The organism is Nocardioides terrae, assembly GCF_900112345.1.
Classification (GTDB): Bacteria; Actinomycetota; Actinomycetes; order Propionibacteriales; family Nocardioidaceae; genus Nocardioides; species Nocardioides terrae.
The window spans coordinates 94173-112820 of sequence record NZ_FOLB01000012.1 but is presented as its reverse complement, the minus strand read 5'-3'; the positions used below and the strand labels follow the sequence as shown (position 1 = coordinate 112820).

The following is an 18648-nucleotide window of genomic DNA, read 5'->3' as shown; positions in this document are numbered from 1 at the left end:
ACGCCATGCCCCTGACCCCGGAACAGTCCCAGTGGTTCGCCACCACCTTCGGCCAGCTGGTCGCCAACGTGGAGGTCGCGCTGGTCGGCAAGACCCGGACCGTCCAGCTGGCCTGGACGTGCCTGCTCGCCGAGGGCCACCTCCTCCTCGAGGACTTCCCGGGCACCGGCAAGACCTCGCTGGCGCGGGCGATGGCGCAGACGATGCAGGGCAGCCAGAACCGCATCCAGTTCACGCCCGACCTGCTGCCCAGTGACGTCACCGGCGTGACGATCTACGACCAGGGCACCGGTCGCTTCGACTTCCACCCCGGTCCGATCTTCGCGAACGTCGTCCTCGCCGACGAGATCAACCGCGCCTCGCCGAAGACGCAGTCCGCGCTCCTGGAGGTGATGGAGGAGAGCCAGGTCACCGTCGACGGCGTGACGCACCGGGTCCCCGACCCCTTCGTCGTGATCGCCACCCAGAACCCGATCGAGCAGGCCGGCACCTACCGACTGCCCGAGGCGCAGCTCGACCGGTTCCTGATGAAGACCTCCATCGGCTACCCCGACCACGCGAGCACCGTGCAGATCCTCAGCAGCACCCACGGTCGCGTGACCGCGCCGGTGCGATCGGTGATCTCGGCCGAGAACGTCGCCTCCATGATCGAGCTCGCCGGTCAGGTGCACGTCGAACCGGCCGTGCTCGACTACATCTCCCGCCTGCTCCAGGAGACCCGCGAGGCGCCGGAGGTGCTGCTCGGCTGCTCGGTGCGTGCGGGACTCGGGCTGGTCCGCGCCTGCAAGGCGTGGGCGGCCGCCACCGGACGCAACTACGTCCTGCCCGACGACGTCAAGACGCTGGCCGAGCCGGTGCTCGCCCACCGCATGATGCTCGACCCCGAGGAGGAGTTCCGGGGTAACACGACCAACGACGTCCTCAAGCGCATCCTCGGCCAGCTGCCGGCGCCCCAGGAGGCCGCTGTCTGATGGTCGTCGAGGAGACGCAGCGGGGCCGCGTCGAGCGGGTCCGTCGTCGGGGACAGGTGCTTCGCCGACGCCTGAGCGGTGCGGCACAGGGCGTGACGGCGCAGGCCGCCGAGCGCACCGATGGCCTCCGCTCGCGGTGGGGTGCGGCGACTGCCGTGGTCTCCGCGGCGGCCTGGGTGCTCGCCGGCGCGGCCGTCGTCGCGTTCCTGGTCGGGTGGACCGCCGGGTGGGTGGAGCTCGTCGCCGTTGCGCTCTTCATCGCCGTCCTGCTGCTCGTCGGGCTGCCGTTCGTGCTCGGCTCCCACCAGCTGGAGTCGGAGCTGGACCTGTCCCGCGACCGGGTGGTCGTGGGGGAGCGGGCACACGGCGCGCTGGTGCTCACGAACACGTCCGGCCGCCGCCTCCTCCCGAGCGTGGTCGACCTCCCCGTCGGGCACGGCCGGGCCTCCTTCGAGCTGCCGTCGCTGCCGACCGGCGGCCGGCACGAGGAGCTCTTCGCGATCCCGACCGCACGCCGTGCCGTGCTCGACGTCGGACCGGTGACGTCGGTGCGCGCCGACCCGCTCTCGCTGCTGCGCCGGGAGCAGGACCTCACCGAGCAGGAGCTGCTCTACGTCCATCCGCGCACCGTCCGCGTGGAGGGCTCGGCCGCCGGCCTCATCCGCGACCTCGAGGGCAACTCGGTGCGCAAGCTGACGGAGTCGGACGTGGCCTTCCACGCGCTGCGTGACTACGTGCCGGGCGACGACCGCCGCCACATCCACTGGAAGACGAGCGCCCGGTCGGGCCGCCTGATGGTCCGCCAGTTCGAGGAGACGCGCCGCTCCCACCTCCTGATCCTGCTCTCCTCGCGGGTCGATGACTATGCGGTCGACGACGAGTTCGAGCTGGCGATCTCGATCGCGGGCTCGCTCGGCATCAAGGTCCTAGCCGACGGCCAGACGCTCAGCGCGCTCACCTCCGGCCAGACGCTGCGGGCCCGCACCTCGCGCCAGATGCTCGACCAGCTCTCCGGCGTCGACTACGCGCGCTCCGCTGACCGGCTCTCCGAGGTCAGCCGCGCCCTGAGCCCCGAGCACGCCGCCGCCAGCGTCGCGGTCATGCTCGGCGGGTCGCTCACCGAGGTCGCCGAGTTCCGTCGCGCTCGCCGCCACCTGCCCTCCGACATGCGGGTGCTCGCCATCAGGTGCGTCAGTGGCGGCGAGTCGGTGGTCAAGACCATGGGCGACCTCACGATCGTGTCGATCGCGGACCTCGAGGAGCTGTCCTCGCTGCTCAGGCGGGCGTCGCTGTGAACGACATCAGCCGGAGCCGCAGCCGCCAGTCGCGCGTCGTCTCGGCCACCAGCTCCCGCAGCCGTCGTGATACCGGCTCCCCGGTCGTCGTACTGCTCGACCTGCTGCTCGTCGTGGGCGTCGGAGTGCTGGCGGCCTGGCCCTTCGGGGACGCGTACGCCGGCCAGCGCTGGCTCGTCGCGGTCGTCGGTGGCCTCCTGCTCGGTGCCCTCGTCGCCCTTGCCGGGCACGCCCTGCGGCTCGGACCGTGGTCGATGGCGCTCCTGCTCGCGCTCGGCTACCTCGTCATCGGGCCGGGCCTCGCCGTGCCGGACCTCGCGACCTCGGGCATCGGCCCGAACGCCACGGCGATCAGGGCGCTGCTCCACGGCGTCGTCGAGGCGTGGCGCGACTCCCTGACCGCACCCGTGCCGCTCGGCAGGAGCGGCGCCCTGCTCGTCGTACCGCTCGTCTCGGCGATGGTGGCGGGGGTGCTCGCCGCGGTCCTGCTGTGGCGCTCGCGCTGGCCCGCTGCCGCCGGCCTGGCACTGGCGGCGCTCTTCGTCACCGCGGCCGCCTTCGGCGACGTCAACACGCACCACGCGATCGTGCGAGGGCTGGCCCTGGGCGTCGCGCTGGTGGTGTGGTTCCGCCTGCGTGCGCTGCGGCACGTCCAGGCGCGCTGGGTCCGCCGCGCGCTGATGACATCGGTCGTCGTCGCGATCGCGGGCGGGGTGGCGTTGGCCGCCGCGCCGGCGATGACCTCGCACGCCGAGCGACGGGTGCTCCGCGACTACGTCGAGCCGCCGTTCAACCCGCAGGACTACCCGAGCCCGCTGTCGAAGTACCGCAAGTACGTGAACTCGGACGCGGCCAAGGCCAAGCCGATGTTCTCCGTCGAGGGTCTCGGCAAGGGCGCGCTGGTCCGGCTCGCGACGATGGACTACTACGACGGCATCGTGTGGAACGTCGCCGGTGGTCCCGACGCCGCCTCCGACTCCGGGACGTTCCGCCGGCTGCGCGCCGACGCACGAGCCCACCGCGGGTCGCAGAAGGTGAGCGTCACCGTGCTCGACCCCGACTACCACGACCCGTGGGTGCCGACGGTGGGGCAGACCGACACCATCGAGATCGCCGGCCAGCCGAGCGCCGCCGAGGGCGGCCTGGTCTACAACCGGGAGACCGGCACGATGGCGAGCACCACGATGGTGCGGCCGGAGACGACCTTCGTCATGCACTCCCAGATCACTCCGCAACCCTCCCGCGAGGCGATCACCGGGAGCGACGCCGACCACTCCGTCGGGCTGCCCGCGCCGAAGCTGGTGCCCGACGAGCTCGTCGCCCGCGTCAAGGAGTGGCAGGGCAACGACGAGTTCACCGGAGGCGCCGAGGGCGCGTGGCTGCTGTTCCTGGCCGACGCCTTCAAGAACAAGGGCTTCTTCAGCGACGGGGACGGCAACGTCCCGGCCGGGCACGGCTTCAGCCGGCTGCAGCTCCTGACCAAGACGGGGACCCAGCCGATCGGCGACGACGAGCAGTACGCCGCCGCGATGGCCCTGGCGGCTCAGGCCATGCGCAACCTGCCGGCCCGCGTCGTGATCGGCTTCCGCACGCCCGCCGACAGCACCGCCGCGGCGGTGACCGTCGCCGGCCGCGACATGGCCGCGTGGGTGGAGGTCAAGCTGGCCGATCAGGGCTGGGTGGCCTTCGACCCGACCCCGCCGGACAAGCAGATCCTGCAGCGGCCGAAGGAGGACCCCAACGACGACCCGCAGCCGCAGGTGCTCCAGCCGCCGCAGACGCCCGGCGAACCGAAGGAGGCCGGCGCCAACCTGCAGCAGGGCGACGGCAAGAAGTCGAAGTTCGACCTGTGGGGCCTGGTCGGCAGCATCGCGGCGGTCGCGCTCACCGTCGGCAAGGTCGCGCTGCTCACCTCCCCGCTGTGGGGCATCCTCCTCATCAAGCTCATCCGGCGGCGCCGGCGTCGCCGGGCGACCGACCTGACGACGCGGTTGAGCGGCGCGTGGAAGGAGGTCGCCGACCGGGCACGCGACCTCGGGGTGAAGCTGCCCTACAGCAACACCCGGCAGGAGAACGGCGCGCTGCTCGACTCCCGGCTCGCCGGCGGAGGCTCGGTCGCGCTCGCGTCCCGGGCGGACGCGCACGTCTTCGGTCCCGACGAGCCGGATGAGGCCGAGGTGTCGGCCTACTGGGCCGACGTACGCACGGCGGTGAAGCGGATGCGGAGGTCGCAACCGCTGTGGCGGCGACCCCTGGCATGGTTCTCCCCGGCGTCCATCCCGTGGTCGCAGGTCAGGCGGCGCGCCCTGGGCCGCCTGCGCGCCGTCGCCTCGATGCCGTCCCACGTCGCCGGACGCCTGTTCCGGAGGAGGAAGAAGTCATGACGACCCCCAGCCCGCACCCCCAGCCCAGCGGCACCACCTCGCCGTACGCGTCGGTGGGCGCGCGGATCGGCGGCTACCTCCTCGACGGCGTGACCGTCGCCCTCGTCGTGCTCTTCCTCGGCGTCGCGCCCGCCATGCTGGCGCAGAACACCGCCCTCATCGGCATCGGGTCGGCCGGCTCGCTCGTGCTCGGCATCGTGCAGTGGTGGCTGATGGGCAAGCGCGGCTACACCGTCGGCAAGTACCTCACCGGCACGCGGGTGGTCGACGCGCAGACGGGTGCCCCCCTCGGGATGGGTCGCGCGCTGCTGCGCTACGTCGTCCTCACGCTGCTCGGCTCCTGCCTGGTCCCGCTCCTCGTCGCGCTCGTGGTGCTCATCCGCGATCCCCGACGACAGGGCTGGCACGACAAGGCCGCCCGGTCGGTCGAGGTCGTCGCCGGCCGCGAGGGCGAGATCGCCGCCGCGTCCGCCCCGCCCCAGATCCGTACGCCGCTCCCTCCACCGCCCGGACCGTCCCTGGCCACGACGGCCCCGCCGCCGCCGCCTCCGCCGGCGCCGGCTGCCGGCTCGCCCGTGGCCCCGCCGCCGGGCTCCGTCGCTCCGATCGCGCCGGCGGTCGCCGCGCCGCTCGGACAGGGTGACCTGGTCGCGCCTCCGCCCGGCCTGATCGTCGCTCCGGTGACCGCCCCGGTGACCGCCCCGCCGGTGGTGCAGCCCACCCCGACCCCACCGCCCGCCGCGCCGGCCGCCCGGGGCTGGGTGCTGCGCCCCGCCGTCGGCGTCGAGCAGCGCATCACAGGACCGGTCCTGGTCGGCCGCGACCCCGACGTGGCGCTGCGGCCGGAGGCGCAGGTCTGGCGCGTGGACGACCCGGCCCTCACCGTCTCGAAGACCCATGCGCTGCTCATGCTCGAGGGCGCCACGGTGACCGTCGAGGACCTCGACTCCACCCACGGCGTGCTGATCCGGCGCAAGGGCGACGAGGCCAGGATCGACAGTCGGCGGCCGACCAAGCTGCTCGCTGGTGACGTGATCGTCCTGGGTGCCTTCGAGGTCGCCGTGGAGGAGCTCGGGTGAAGCTCAAGGTCACCTACCGGCGCGCCTCGGGCGCCGATTCCGAGATCGTCGTCGTCGCCGACGCGAGCGCCTCGGTCGGCGACGTCGCGCGGCAGCTCCTCGACGCCGATCCGGTGTCGTCGGAGAAGCTGCACTTCTCCGACAAGGTCACCCTCGCGGTCGCCCTTCCGGGTGCCCAGCCGGTGCCGCTTCCGCCGGACCGGGCGATCGGCGAGGCACAGCTCGCCTCGGGGTTCGACGTACGCGTGGTGGACGCGGTCGAGAGCGCGGCCGACGGCGCCGCGGCGGCGTTGCTGCGGATCGAGTCCGGACCCGGGCAGGGTCAGGAGTTCGTGCTCCGGGCCGGCTCGACCTCGATCGGTCGCGAGCCCGGCTCCGATGTCGTCATCCACGACCAGTTCATGTCCAAGCGGCATGCGCGCATCGAGGTGACGCCCTCGGCCGGGGGAACGATCATCGAGGTCGTCGACCTCAACTCCGCCAACGGCATCGTCCTCGACGGCGCCGTCATCAGCCGAGTCCGGGCGCTGCCCGGACAGGTCTTCGAGATGGGCAGCACCAAGCTGACCGTCAGCCCGCTGCAGCAGGGCCCCGGCACGGGCCGAGCGCTCGACATCCACGTCGGGTCGATCGGCTTCACCCGGTCGCCGCGGGTCGAGGAGCGCTACCCGGCGGTGGAGCACCCGCGCCCGCGGGTTCCGAGCAAGGCCGACCGGCGACCGTTCCCGTGGATCATGCTGTTCGCGCCGATCCTGATGGGCTCGATGATGTACACCATCACGCGCAGCCCCACCTCTCTCGTCATCGTCGCGATGGCGCCGATCATGCTGATCGGCAACTTCGTCATGTCGAGGGGCTCGGAGAAGCAGAAGCTGGCCGACGAGATCGGGCGCTTCGACACCCAGCTGGACCGGCTCCAGGACGCGCTCGCGACCGAGATCCCCCGGGAGAGGGAGCTGCGGCAGCGCGAGGTCCCTCCTGTCGCCGACATCTTCCAGGCCGGCCTGCAGCACGGGCCGTTGCTGTGGACCCGCCGTCCCGAGCACTGGAACTTCCTGCACGTGCGCTTCGGGTCCGGCTCGTTGCCCTCGCGCAACACGATCGCCAAGGCCGACAGCACCGACGACGGCCTCCCCGAGTACGCCGACAAGCTCGACTTCGTCGCCGACGCCCATCGGACGGTCGAGGGGGTCCCCGTGCTGGAGGACCTGCTGGCCGCCGGGGCGGTGGGCGTCGTCGGCGACCACGAGCGTGCCTCGGACGCGGCCCGCGGTCTGCTGCTGCAGCTGACCGGCCTGCACTCACCGGCCGAGCTCGTCGTGACGGCGATGGCGAGCCCGCAGGAGGTCTCCGACCACGCCTGGCTCGCCTGGATGCCCCACACCTCCTCGCCGCAGAGCCCGATCGTGGGGCCGCACCTGGCCGACAGCGCCGCGACCACGGGCCCGCTGCTCAACCAGCTCGAAGAGCTTGTCGCGACCCGTCTCGCCGACAAGGACGCGGACTTCCGCGGTCCTCTGGCGTCCGAGCTCAAGGCATCGGGCGCGGGCGGCCGTCTGGACACGCCGGAGAACGACGGACGCGGCGACCGGGGGGCCGACGTCCTCCCCGTGGTCGTCGCACTCATCACCGAGGGCGCACCCGCGGACCGGGCCCGGCTCGTCCAGCTCTCCGAGCGGGCCGTGGACGCGGGCGTCATCCCGCTGTGGGTCTCCTCCAGCGCCGACCGGCTGCCGGCCGTCTGCCGCACCTTCATCGACGTGAGCGCCGGGCTCGAGCAGTCCAGCGTGCACTTCGTCCGGCACGGACAGGTGGTGACGCCGGTCCACGTAGAGGGCGTCAGCATCGGCAATGCGACCCGGTTCGCGCTCTCCCTCGCGGCGCTGGTCGACGAGGGCGCCGTGGCCGAGGACTCCTCCGACCTGCCCCGCTCGGTCCCGCTCGTCACCCTGCTCGGCGACAACTTCGCCGACTCGCCGGAGTCCGTGGTCGACCGTTGGCAGCAGAACCTCTCGATCCACGACCGCCGGACCAAGGGCGGGACGCCGCGGCCCCGTGCGGGCAACCTCCGTGCGCTGGTCGGCCACGGCGGTGTCGACGCCATGCACCTCGACCTGCGCCTTCAGGGTCCGCACGCCCTCGTCGGAGGGACGACGGGCTCGGGCAAGTCGGAGTTCCTGCAGGCCTGGGTGCTCGGCATGGCCGCCGAGTTCAGCCCCGACCGGGTCACCTTCCTCTTCGTCGACTACAAGGGCGGTGCGGCGTTCGCGGACTGCGTCCACCTGCCTCACTGCGTCGGCCTGGTGACCGACCTCAGCCCCCACCTGGTGCGCCGCGCACTGACGAGCCTGCGGGCCGAGCTGCACCACCGCGAGCACCTGCTCAACGCGAAGAAGGCCAAGGACCTGCTCGAGCTCGAGAAGCGCGGCGATCCGGAGTGCCCGCCCGCACTCGTCCTGGTCATCGACGAGTTCGCTGCGCTGGCCAGCGAGGTCCCCGAATTCGTCGACGGTGTGGTCGACATCGCCCAGCGCGGTCGCTCGCTGGGGATCCACCTGATCATGGCGACCCAGCGTCCGGCGGGCGTCATCAAGGACAACCTGCGCGCCAACACCAACCTCCGGGTGGCGCTCCGGATGGCCGACGAGTCCGACTCCACCGACGTCATCGGCACCAAGGAGGCGGCGGCCTTCGACCCGTCGATACCTGGTCGCGGCGTGGCGAAGACCGGGCCGGGCCGGCTGCAGCCGTTCCAGTCGGCGTACGCCGGCGGGCGCACGTCAGCGACGCCACCCCGGCCGACGATCGACGTGCACCAGCTCGGGTTCGGTGCCGAGAAGCTGTGGGAGCGGCCCGCCACCGACAAGGTCGACCACCTCGAGCCGAGCGGGCCGACCGACCAGCAGCGACTGGTCAGGTCGATCTCGCGCGCCGCGATGGTCGCCGAGATCCCGCCGGCCCGACGCCCGTGGCTCGACGAGCTGAGCAAGGCCTACGACCTGGTCCTGCTCGGGCCCCGGACCGACAGCGAGCTGCTGCTCGGCGTCGCGGACCTGCCGCACGCCCAGGCGCAGGAGGTCATCCCGTTCCGTCCCGACGTCGACGGCAACCTGGCGATCTACGGCACCGGAGGCAGCGGCAAGTCGGTCGTCCTGCGCACGCTGGCCGCAGGCGCGGGTGTGACCCCCCGCGGCGGCCCGGTGCACGTCTACGGCCTGGACTTCGCGGCCGGTGGCCTGCGGATGCTCGAGCGGCTGCCGCACGTCGGCGCGATCATCGGCGCGGACGACACCGAGCGGGTCGCGCGGCTCTTCCGCACCCTGCGGGCGGTCGCCGACGAGCGAGCCCGGGTCTTCCCCGAGGTCGGCGCCGGCTCGATCGTCGACTACCGCCGGATCGCCCAGAAGCCCGACGAACCGCGCATCCTGCTGCTCGTCGACGGCTTCCCGGCGTTCCGCGACCAGTGGGAGGTCGGAACGGGCCGGGCGCAGTGGTACAGCATCTTCCAGCAGCTGCTCTCGGAGGGCCGCGCGCTGGGCATCCACGTCGTCTTCACCGCCGACCGCCCTGGCAGCGTGCCCGGTGCGGTGGCGTCCTCGGTGCCGCGCCGCGTGGTGCTGCGGCTCTCGGACGAGGGGATGTACCACATGCTCGACGCCGACCCGGACGTGCTCTCGGCGACCTCGCCGCCGGGTCGTGCGGTCGTCGACGGGCTGGAGACCCAGATCGCCATCCTCGGCGGCAAGGGCAACGTGGCCGACCAGTCCGAGGCATTCGCCAAGCTGGCCGCCGCGATCGAGCGCCAAGGCGGGGCGCACCCGGTGCTGATCGAGTCGCTGGGCACCGAGATCCCGCAGTCCTCGATGCCCGACCGCGTCGGTGCCCTGCCCGTGCTCGGCGTCGGCGACGAGACGATGCAGCCGATCGGCTTCGAGCCGAGCGGCGCGATGCTGATCGGCGGCGGGCCGCAGAGCGGCCGCAGCAATGCGCTCAAGGTGCTGGCCCGGTCCGTTCGGCGCTGGGACCCCGACGTGTTCGCGGTCTACTTCGGCAACCGCCGTTCGGTGCTCCCGCAGGCGATCGAGTGGGACAAGGCGCTGACCGACCCGACCGAGATCGCCGACTACGCCCGCGAGCTGGCCAAGATCGTGGCGACCAGCACGAGCGACCGCTACCTGGTCGTCGTCGAGTCGCTCCCCGACTTCGCCTCCCCGCCGACCGACATGGCCCTGGTGGAGCTGATCAAGGCGATCAAGCGGTCCGACCACCTCCTCATCGCCGAGGCGGAGACCAGCTCGTGGAGCTCGGCCTTCCCGATCTTCACCGAGATCAAGAACGCGCGCCGCGGCCTCCTGCTCCAGCCCGACCCCGCCGAGGGCGACGTCATCATGCGGACGACGTTCCCGCGGGCGCTGCGCTCGGAGTTCCCGCCCGGCCGTGGCAACTGGGTCGCAGGCGGCAAGGTGCACCGCGTCCAGCTCCCGCTGGCGGACTCGTGAGCGTCCGCGTAACGCGGCAAAGGGTGGGGAGTTGTCCCCATCGACAGTAAAGGGAGCCCCCTCTAGGTTCTTCCTGCAGGCTTGACCTTCACCATCCATGAAATCCCCGTGGGGGATCCGAGAAAGGGAACCATCATGGCCAATGTCAACGTCACCTACGACGAGCTGCACAGCGTCGCCGGTCAGATCGACCAGGGCAAGGAGACCCTCGCCCAGACGCTCGCCCACCTGCAGTCGGTGGTGCAGGGTCTGGTCTCGGCGGGCTTCGTCACCGACCAGGCGTCGGGTGCCTACGACTCACAGTTCGGCACCTACGTCACCTCGACCCACCAGGCGATCGAGGCGCTGACCGGCTTCTCCGGCTTCCTGCGCACCGCCGCCCAGACCCTCTCCGACGCGGACTCCAGCCTGGCCGCGCAGATGCAGGGCTGACCGCACGCCAGACGTGTGATGGCCCGGGCCGAGCCGGCCCGGGCCGTCCCTTCCCCTGAGCCGCCCCTCCACGAGAGGAAAGGACCGCCGACATGGCTGACGCCTTCTTGACCTACAGCAGCCTCGACGCTGCCGCCGCGGACATCATGACCGTCAAGGACGACCTCCTCACGCTTCTGGGCGAGGTGCAGACCGCGGTCGACGGCCTCGGCTCCGACTTCCACACGCAGGTCGCCAGCAACACCTACGAGCACACCGTGACGGAGTTCGTCACCTCGACGACCAAGGCGCTGAACGGGCTCCACGGCGTGGCACAGATCCTCACCGCGACGGTCGACACGTTCGGCCAGGCCGACGCTGCCCTCGCCAAGGGCATCAGCGGCTGACGACCGCGTACCGAAAGGACTTCCCGCTCATGACCACCGTCTCGCTCGACTACGCGTCGATGAAGCAGGTCGCCGGCGTGCTCGACGCCAAGGAACAGGCCATGTCGGTCCTGCTCGCCCGGATCAAGACGATCGTCGACGGGCTCGTGGCCGCCGACTTCAAGACCGTGAAGGCCTCGCCCGCGTTCGACGCCCTCGTCATCGACATCGTCCTCGACATGGGCAAGTCGATCGCGGCGATCACCAACTTCGCCGACTTCCTCCGCGGTGCCGCTGACGCCTACAAGCAGGCGGACCAGAGCATGGCCGAGAAGCTCGGCGGCGGCGGAGCGACCAGCACGCTCAAGGTCGACATGGGCGAGATCCTGTCGCTGAAGAGCAACCTCAAGGCGACGCACTCGGCCTTCGACGGTGTCGGCAAGGCCGCGGACTCGCTCGACGCCGGCGTGCTCGGTCACCACCACCTGGCCGACGCGGTGCAGGACTTCGCCGACGGGTGGGACCACCGCCGCAAGCAGATCACCGAGAACGTCGACGACATCTACGACGCGATCAGCACGATCGCCAAGACGTTCACGGACGTCGACACGGACCTCAACAAGAGCCTGCAGGGCTGAGAAGGAGACAGCGACCATGTCGTGGAAGCAGCTCGAGGGCGACCCGCCGACGATCCGCAGCCGCGCGCAGAAGCTCACCGAGGCCGCTCAGGCCATGGGCGATGCGGCGAAGCAGCTCGACAACGTGAAGAACTACTCCGGCTACGTCAGCGGAGCGGTCAAGGGCGTCAGCGAGAAGGTCGACGACCTGGCCGACATGGTCCGCAAGGCCCAGACGCGGTACGACGGCGCCGGCAGCGCGCTGACGACGTACGCCGACGAGCTCGCCGACGCCCAGGCCGCGGCCGCCGCGGCGATCTCCCACCACGATGCGGCCACGGGCGCACTCTCGAGCGCCGTGCAGCACGAGAACGACACTCGGCTGAACCCTTTCGATCTCACCACCACACCGCAGGACGTCACCGACCACGACCAGGCCGTGAAGGCCGTGAAGCACCTCCAGGACCAGGCGGACGCCGCGAGCGCTGCCTACCACGCCGCCGTGGACCAGCGGGACAAGGCGGCCAACACGGCGACCAACGCGATCCACGACGCCAATGACGCCAGCGACCTCAACGACCACTGGTGGCAGCACCTGCAGTTCTGGGACCACCTGGACTGGAAGAACCTCCTGGCGACCCTGAAGACGATCGCCGACGTCGTCGCCATCATCTCGACGATCGTCGGCGTGATCCTGCTGTTCACCCCGTTCGCCCCGCTGGCCGCCGTGGCGTTCGCGATCAGCAGGGTCGCCTCGCTCGTGTCGCTCGGCATCCAGCTCGTCCAGCTCGCCCGCGGCGAGACGACCCTGTGGGCCGTGGGCCTCAGCGTCCTCTTCCTGTGCACCGGTGGTCTGTCCAAGCTCGGCAAGGGTCTCTTCGGCGGTCTGCGCGGTACGAAGCTGCTCCCGGCCGTCGCCGGGAAGCTCCGGTCGGCGCTACCGGCGGCGGGCAAGAACCTCGGCAAGATCAAGGGCGACCTGCAGGTCGGGACCAACTACAGGAACCTGAAGTCGTTGCTCGACGACGGCAAGAAGCTCCGGAACTTCGAGAACATGGGGAAGGAGTTCCAGCAGCGGCACGAGCTGCTCGGCCTCAAGCGCCAGATGATCGCCAGCGCGGCCGAGAAGCAGCTGCGGGACAAGATCAACTCGAAGGTGACCGATCTGGCCGTCAACAAGCCCCTCGACAACTGGGCCAAGAGCCTGGGCGACGGCAAGCCGGGCGCGAACGTGCAGTTCGGGCCCAAGGTGGACATCGGCGTGAGCAGCGACGGCACCTACCTCAACCTGCCCAACATCGGCGGACTCGACGACGTGCAGATCAGCCAGTTCGGACAGCGCTGATGCAGAAGCAGCTCGAGTGGTCAGCGCCGCGCGGCTTCCTGGCCTTCGACACCAGTGACGTCAGTGCGGAGTGGTGCGCACGGACAGCCGAGGAGATTGCTCCGGGGAACGAGCTGTTCGCCGCCGATCTCGCCGGTGCTGTCACGCGCTGTCTCGAGCGAGACGCCGATCCTCAGTCGTGGCTCGTCGTCATCGCCGAGCATCCCGACCAGCCGCCACGCATCGTCGCCACGGGCGATCTCGAGGTCGGGCCTGCGCTGGACGTGGCCGAGATGGTCCGTTCGTGGACCGATCAGCTCGCTGAGCTGGGCCCTCGTGCGGGGGAGGCGACCCTCGTCCCGTCCCGACGCGCGCCGGCTGCTGTGCTGCGGATGGTCGAGCTGGTCACCGACGACGACGGCGGTGAGCACTACGTCGAGACCGGCAAGATCCTCAAGACCTTTCCGCGCCTCGGCGTGACTGGGGCGATCAGCGTGAGCGCACGCAGCCTGGTGACCTTCGGCGACCTGACGGAGCTGCTCAAAGAGGCGTCGACCGACTTCGAGATCACGGAGGCTGCTCATGGCTGATCCCGACGGTCTCGCGTTCGCGCTGCCGGGTGAGTGGTGGCGGATCCCTCTGCGCGAGGGCGCCGACGTGACGACGTCCTCGATCAGGGCGTTCGTGCAGCGCTCCATGGGCAGGGACGACGCGCGCGCCCAGACACGTGCAGACCTGCGCGCACATCTCGCGCGAGCGGCATCGGAGGCCGTCGAGGGCGGCGGGGTGGAGATGTACTTCGCGCTCGAGCTCGCTCCAGGTGTCCCCATCCCGATCACACTGACGACCTACCGGCCTCAGCTACCCGCCCGGCTGTCCTTCGAGTCCGGGCTCGCCGCAGCCGCCGACTCGTTCGCCAGCACCCTCTCGAACATGTCGCCGACGTCGGTGGTGACCAACTGGCACGACGACGGTGCCGCGGTGATTCGCGACGTGCGCTTGCGCTACGTCACGTCCGAGACCGGTGAGCAGATCGAGGACCTGCGGGTCGACTACTGGCTGATGAAGGCGGGCTCGGAGGAGCAGTTCCTGATGGCCTTCTCGACCCCGCTCATCTGGGAGGAGGAGCTCCAGCCCATGAGCGAGATGTTGGACGCGATCGTCCGGACGGTGTCCTGGGAGGATGCTGCCTCCGGGACCGCCGCCCACGCAACGACCTGAAAGACTTCGGTCCGTGACTCTGCAGATCGCCATCGGGAACCCGCTCGACAAGTCCTCCGATCGGATGGTGGCCGACCTGTCGGTGCAGCGGCACCTGACTGTGCTCGGCCGGCCTGACGACGTGCGCGACGGGCTGCTCCAGGCCATCGTCTTCCAGTTCCTGATGGCCGACGGTGCGGCGTGGACGGTCGCGCCGAAGAACGGGAGCGACATGTCACTCGTGGCCCGTCACTTCCAGCGTGCTGCCAGGGGGGCGCATGCCAGTGAGCGTGCGATCGAGAAGCTCCATGGCGTCGTCGGCAAGCGTGAGAAGGCCGCCTCCGGAGGCGGCTGGTGGAAGCGCCTGTCGGGTGAGGCCAAGCCGTTGGCCGTGATCGTCCACGACGAGGGGTGGGAGGACGACGAGCTCAGTGAGAGCCGAGCCCTCCTGGCGGAGGTCGTCGCCCGCGGGCCGCAGGTCGGTGTCCACCTCGTCGTCGACGCGGCGGAGCCGTCGCTCCTGACGGACTCGATCGGCGGCGGTGCCGGGTCGATCGTCCTGCGCGGGAAGTTCCAGCAGCCCCGCGAGTGGCATCCTCTCGGGGGCGCGATGGCCGAGTTCGAGTTCTCCGGATACGAGGTGGCCGAGCTCAGCGAGGTGTTGCGCAAGCGGTTCCCCGACGAGTCCCACCTCGGAAACTGACGTCCGCCGACGATGCGCTTCACCGGATCGTTCTTCGCTGCCCTGACCGTCGCCAGCCAGGTCGGGTGGTGGGCCGCCTCGCGCGGACACGACGAGGCGATCGTCGGGCGGGCGCGCCTCGACCCGCTCTTCGGGGTCCTGTTCCTCGCGTTGCTCATGACGACGCTGATCTGGGCCGGGCTCGTCCTCTTCAGCGGCGGACCCCGGGCCTTCTACGAGTCCAGTCGCGAGTGGCGGCGGGAGCCGGCCGAGCCGCTGCCGCCGACAGTCCCTGCTGAGCCGGTGCGGACCGACCGCGTGCTGCGCGTGTACCGGCCGGACTCGACGAGATATGCGGTCTACGCCAAGGGGATGGCGCCGCTGGCCGTCACGCTGGCGGCTCCGATCCTGGCCTATGCGATCTTCTCGCTGTGGGTCGACGGGTTCCTCGCAGCCGGGGTCGGTCTGGCGCTCGCGATCGGGGCACTGCTCGCCCTGGTCATGGGCGTCTACCTGCTCTGCCTGTTCCGGCGCTCACGTGTCGAGATCCACCCCAACGGGGTGACAGTGGTCGGCGCCTTCCGCAAGGTGGTGCTCAGCAACACCGTGAACACCTTGGTGATCGCGGGCGACGCGCGCACCGGTCTGCACGACTTCGGGCCGTCGTACGTCGACCGGCTCAGCGGGAAGCGGTGCGCGGTGTGGGAGACGGTGTTCGACGCACCCAACAGCGTCGATGCGATGGTGATGGGCACGGTGCCGCACGCGGTGCGGCGCACCACCCCCCGCCGTGACCTGGCGAAGTACGTCTCCATCATGGAGCGCGAGCGCTACCTCCCCGTCGCGCTCGGCCTGTTCGGGATCGTGCTGATCGCGTCGCTGGCGGTCGGGATCTCGCAGTCCGACGGTCTCGGCGGCTTCTTCGACGACCTCACCGCCGGCAGCGCTTCGTCGTGACCTAGCGGTGCGACCTGGCGACGACGGAGCGGTGGGGGATCAGGATCGTACGCCGCGAGCGCCGGGCATTGATCCGCGCTCGCGGAGCACCGATGCGCGGCCCATCGGCGCTCGCTGCAAGAATGGCCCCATGCCTGGCGTGGTGATCATCGGTGGCGGCCCCGGCGGCTACGAGGCGGCCCTGGTGGCCAACCAGCTCGGTGCCGACGTCACCGTCGTCGACCGCGACGGCCTGGGTGGCAGTGCTGTCCTCACCGACTGCGTGCCGAGCAAGACCCTGATCGCCACCGCCGAGGTGATGACCGACATGGGGTCCGCGGCCGAGCTCGGCATCAACTTCCACGACTCCGAGGGCGACGCGGCGACGTCGATCCGGGTCGATCTCGGCAAGGTCAACGCCCGCGTGAAGGCGCTCGCCGCCGCGCAGAGCGCCGACATCGAGGACCGGCTCACCCGCCGCGGCATCCGGATCGTCAGGGGTCTCGGTCGACTGGGCGCCGGCTCGGGCCGGAGCGGCGGCGACGTCGTCGCCACGCGGCCCGACGGCACCGAGGAGAGCATCCACGCGGACGCCGTGCTCGTGGCGACCGGCGCGCGCCCACGCGTGCTGCCCACGGCCCAGCCGGACGGCGAGCGGATCCTCACCTGGGAGCAGGTCTACGACCTCACCGAGGCACCCACCCACATGATCGTCGTCGGCTCGGGCGTCACCGGCGCCGAGTTCGCCAGCGCCTACCTCGCCCTGGGCATCGCGGTCACCCTCGTCAGCTCCCGCGACAGGGTGCTGCCCGGCGAGGACGCCGACGCCGCCACGGTCCTGGAGGACGTGCTCAGCCGTCGCGGCATGAACATCCTCAACCGCTCCCGCATGCAGTCCGTGACCCGCTCCGGTGACGAGGTCACGGTGACGCTGACCGACGGCCGCACCGTCACCGGGTCGCACTGCATCCTCGCCCTCGGGTCGGTCCCGAACACCGCCGACCTCGGCCTGGAGGAGGCCGGTGCCCAGCTGGATGACGGCGGCTTCGTCCGCGTCGACAAGGTCAGCCGTACGACGGCTCCGGGGGTCTACGCCGCCGGCGACTGCACCGGCGGCTTCATGCTCGCCTCGACCGCGGCGATGGCGGGCCGGATCGCGATGCGTCACTTCCTCGGCGACGCCGTCCAGCCGATGGACCTCAAGCAGATCGCGTCCAACGTCTTCACGTCCCCGGAGATCGCCACCGTGGGGTGGTCGCAGGCCGCCGTCGAGAGCGGCGAGATCCAGGCCGACGTCGTGAAGCTCGAGCTGGGCGGGAACCCGCGCGCGAAGATGCAGGGCATCCACGACGGCTTCGTGAAGCTCATCGCCAGGCCGGGCACCGGCGTCCTCATCGGCGGGGTGGTCGTCGGTCCGCGGGCCAGCGAGCTGATCCACCCGATCTCGCTGGCCGTCGCGGCGAACCTCACGGTGGACCAGGTCGCGAACACCTTCACCGTCTACCCGTCGCTGAGCGGGTCGGTCGCCGAGGCCGCGCGCAGGCTCCACCAGGTGTGAGCCCGCGCCGGGTGCGTATTATCGACCCGAAGGGCCTGCGCGACCGGCGCGACACGCCATAGGATCCCAGAGGTCTCATCTTCCTCTGGAGTCACACATGTCACCGACGCCCCTGGCGCTGCTGGTCGCCATCGCCCTGCTCGTGCCCGTCGCAGGCTCGGCCGGCGCCGCCGAGCCCGCCGTCGGCGTACCCGCCGGCGGCTCGCTGCGCCTGACCGGGCACGGGTACGGGCACGGCCGGGGGATGTCGCAGTACGGCGCCGAGGGCGCGGCCCGCGCGGGCCTGACCGCCGCGCAGATCCTCGACTTCTACTACCCGGGAACCGCTGCGGCCGCCTCTTCCGGGCGGATCCGGGTCCGGATCGGCGCCGACACGACGCCGGACACGGTCGTCGCGGCGAGCCCGGCCCTGCGCGTGCGTGTCGTCGGCAAGCGCTCCCAGAGGTGGTCGCTCGCGGCCGTGCAGCCGGGCGCCGCCCAGTGGCGGCTCAAGCGTCGGGCGGCGAGGACGGCGCTGTCCTACCGGCTGCCGGGCCGCGGCTGGACGCGCGCGAAGGTGCTGCGCGGAACGGCGGAGTTCTCCGCAGGCGGCGCGCCCATCACGCTCGTGCTGCCGAGCGGTACCGCCGACTACCGGGGGGCGCTGCGCAACGCGCCCGTGGACGGCCGGGACCGGGACACCGTCAACGTGGTCGGCCTGGAGGGCTACCTGCGCGGCGTGGTCGCCCGCGAGATGCCGTCGAGCTGGAGCGCCGCGGCGCTGCAGGCGCAGGCGGTCGCGGCGCGCACGTACGCCGCCTATGAGCGCGCCCATGCCGCGGCGGGCCGCGCCTACCAGACCTGCGACAGCACCTCCTGCCAGGTCTACGGCGGCGTGGCGGCGGAGACGCCCGCCACCGACGCCGCAGTGGCGGCGACGCGCCGCCAGGTCCGGACCTACGCGGGCAGACCCGCGTTCACCCAGTTCAGCTCCTCCAGCGGCGGCTGGACGGTGGGTGGCTCGGTGGCCTACCAGGCCGCGAGGGTCGACCCGTACGACGCCTGGTCCGGCAACCACGTGCACGACTGGACCACCACCGTCTCGGCGGCCCGGCTCCAGGCCGCCTGGCCCGCGCTCGGCACCTCGACCGGCGTCCAGGTCGTCGGCCGGGACGGCCACGGCGACTGGGGTGGCCGGGTCCTCGCGCTGCGGCTCACCGGCACCGGTGGTGCCGTCACCGTCAGCGGCGACGACTTCCGCAGCCGCCTCGGTCTGCGGTCGACCTGGTTCGCGATCGGCTGACGTCCGGCTCCGGGCCGGGCACCG

The 18648-nt window shown here is 71.4% G+C and carries 15 protein-coding genes; all 15 read left to right on the top strand.

The genetic code is table 11. The features are described from left to right. Window positions 1-5: 5 nt before the first annotated feature. The 15 genes from BM236_RS15645 (at window position 6) to BM236_RS15575 (ending at window position 18624) form a co-directional block, all read left to right on the top strand. Entirely contained in the window at window positions 6-971 is a 966-nt protein-coding gene (locus BM236_RS15645) for an AAA family ATPase (protein ID WP_091125662.1), read from the top strand. Then, on the top strand, window positions 971-2266 hold the full coding sequence (locus BM236_RS15640) for a DUF58 domain-containing protein (RefSeq protein WP_091125659.1): 1296 nt from the start codon (window positions 971-973) through the stop codon (window positions 2264-2266). The genes BM236_RS15645 and BM236_RS15640 overlap by 1 nt, the downstream gene beginning before the upstream one ends. Further along, a complete protein-coding gene (locus tag BM236_RS15635) occupies window positions 2263-4650 on the top strand; it encodes a transglutaminase TgpA family protein (protein ID WP_091125657.1) in 2388 nt (795 codons plus the stop codon). The genes BM236_RS15640 and BM236_RS15635 overlap by 4 nt, the downstream gene beginning before the upstream one ends. Beyond that, window positions 4647-5729, top strand: coding sequence for an RDD family protein (locus BM236_RS19525; protein ID WP_175507706.1), 1083 nt, complete (start codon window positions 4647-4649; stop codon window positions 5727-5729). The genes BM236_RS15635 and BM236_RS19525 overlap by 4 nt, the downstream gene beginning before the upstream one ends. Beyond that, window positions 5726-10228 (top strand): type VII secretion EssC family protein, encoded by a 4503-nt coding sequence (locus BM236_RS15625; RefSeq protein WP_091125653.1) that lies wholly within the window; start codon window positions 5726-5728, stop codon window positions 10226-10228. Before BM236_RS19525 ends, BM236_RS15625 begins: the two co-directional genes overlap by 4 nt. Before the next feature lie 135 nt (window positions 10229-10363). After that, window positions 10364-10660 (top strand): WXG100 family type VII secretion target, encoded by a 297-nt coding sequence (locus tag BM236_RS15620; protein WP_091125650.1) that lies wholly within the window; start codon window positions 10364-10366, stop codon window positions 10658-10660. Between the two features lie 92 nt (window positions 10661-10752). Then, the gene (locus tag BM236_RS15615; protein ID WP_091125649.1) at window positions 10753-11046 is read left to right on the top strand and encodes a hypothetical protein; all 294 of its coding nucleotides are present in this window, start codon (window positions 10753-10755) and stop codon (window positions 11044-11046) included. 29 nt (window positions 11047-11075) lie between these two features. Then, window positions 11076-11663 carry a WXG100 family type VII secretion target gene (locus BM236_RS15610; RefSeq protein ID WP_091125646.1) on the top strand — a complete coding sequence of 196 codons (588 nt, stop codon included), beginning with the start codon at window positions 11076-11078 and terminating at the stop codon, window positions 11661-11663. Between the two features lie 16 nt (window positions 11664-11679). Further along, window positions 11680-12987, top strand: a complete 1308-nt coding sequence (locus BM236_RS15605) for a putative T7SS-secreted protein (protein WP_091125644.1) — start codon at window positions 11680-11682, stop codon at window positions 12985-12987. Beyond that, on the top strand, window positions 12987-13556 hold the full coding sequence (locus BM236_RS15600; protein WP_091125642.1) for a hypothetical protein: 570 nt from the start codon (window positions 12987-12989) through the stop codon (window positions 13554-13556). Before BM236_RS15605 ends, BM236_RS15600 begins: the two co-directional genes overlap by 1 nt. Then, a complete protein-coding gene (locus BM236_RS15595; protein ID WP_091125639.1) occupies window positions 13549-14187 on the top strand; it encodes a hypothetical protein in 639 nt (212 codons plus the stop codon). The genes BM236_RS15600 and BM236_RS15595 overlap by 8 nt, the downstream gene beginning before the upstream one ends. Window positions 14188-14200: 13 nt before the next feature. Next, window positions 14201-14869, top strand: a complete 669-nt coding sequence (locus BM236_RS15590) for a hypothetical protein (protein ID WP_091125637.1) — start codon at window positions 14201-14203, stop codon at window positions 14867-14869. Between the two features lie 12 nt (window positions 14870-14881). Next, window positions 14882-15805 carry a hypothetical protein gene (locus BM236_RS15585; RefSeq protein ID WP_091125634.1) on the top strand — a complete coding sequence of 308 codons (924 nt, stop codon included), beginning with the start codon at window positions 14882-14884 and terminating at the stop codon, window positions 15803-15805. A 130-nt stretch (window positions 15806-15935) separates the two neighbouring features. Beyond that, entirely contained in the window at window positions 15936-17342 is a 1407-nt protein-coding gene (locus BM236_RS15580) for an NAD(P)H-quinone dehydrogenase (RefSeq protein ID WP_091125632.1), read from the top strand. Window positions 17343-17439: 97 nt separating this feature from the next. Next, complete coding sequence (locus BM236_RS15575; protein WP_091125630.1) at window positions 17440-18624, top strand: SpoIID/LytB domain-containing protein; 1185 nt, start codon at window positions 17440-17442, stop codon at window positions 18622-18624. Window positions 18625-18648: the final 24 nt, after the last annotated feature.

Bases quoted from the DNA above. Each gene is read 5' to 3' on its own strand.
- BM236_RS15620 (WP_091125650.1), top strand. From the start codon at position 10,364: ATGGCCAATGTCAACGTCACCTACGACGAGCTGCACAGCGTCGCCGGT.
- BM236_RS15615 (WP_091125649.1), top strand. From the start codon at position 10,753: ATGGCTGACGCCTTCTTGACCTACAGCAGCCTCGACGCTGCCGCCGCG.
- BM236_RS15585 (WP_091125634.1), top strand. From the start codon at position 14,882: ATGCGCTTCACCGGATCGTTCTTCGCTGCCCTGACCGTCGCCAGCCAG.
- BM236_RS15610 (WP_091125646.1), top strand. From the start codon at position 11,076: ATGACCACCGTCTCGCTCGACTACGCGTCGATGAAGCAGGTCGCCGGC.
- BM236_RS15645 (WP_091125662.1), top strand. From the start codon at position 6: ATGCCCCTGACCCCGGAACAGTCCCAGTGGTTCGCCACCACCTTCGGC.
- BM236_RS15605 (WP_091125644.1), top strand. From the start codon at position 11,680: ATGTCGTGGAAGCAGCTCGAGGGCGACCCGCCGACGATCCGCAGCCGC.
- BM236_RS19525 (WP_175507706.1), top strand. From the start codon at position 4,647: ATGACGACCCCCAGCCCGCACCCCCAGCCCAGCGGCACCACCTCGCCG.
- BM236_RS15575 (WP_091125630.1), top strand. From the start codon at position 17,440: ATGTCACCGACGCCCCTGGCGCTGCTGGTCGCCATCGCCCTGCTCGTG.
- BM236_RS15600 (WP_091125642.1), top strand. From the start codon at position 12,987: ATGCAGAAGCAGCTCGAGTGGTCAGCGCCGCGCGGCTTCCTGGCCTTC.
- BM236_RS15580 (WP_091125632.1), top strand. From the start codon at position 15,936: ATGCCTGGCGTGGTGATCATCGGTGGCGGCCCCGGCGGCTACGAGGCG.
- BM236_RS15595 (WP_091125639.1), top strand. From the start codon at position 13,549: ATGGCTGATCCCGACGGTCTCGCGTTCGCGCTGCCGGGTGAGTGGTGG.
- BM236_RS15640 (WP_091125659.1), top strand. From the start codon at position 971: ATGGTCGTCGAGGAGACGCAGCGGGGCCGCGTCGAGCGGGTCCGTCGT.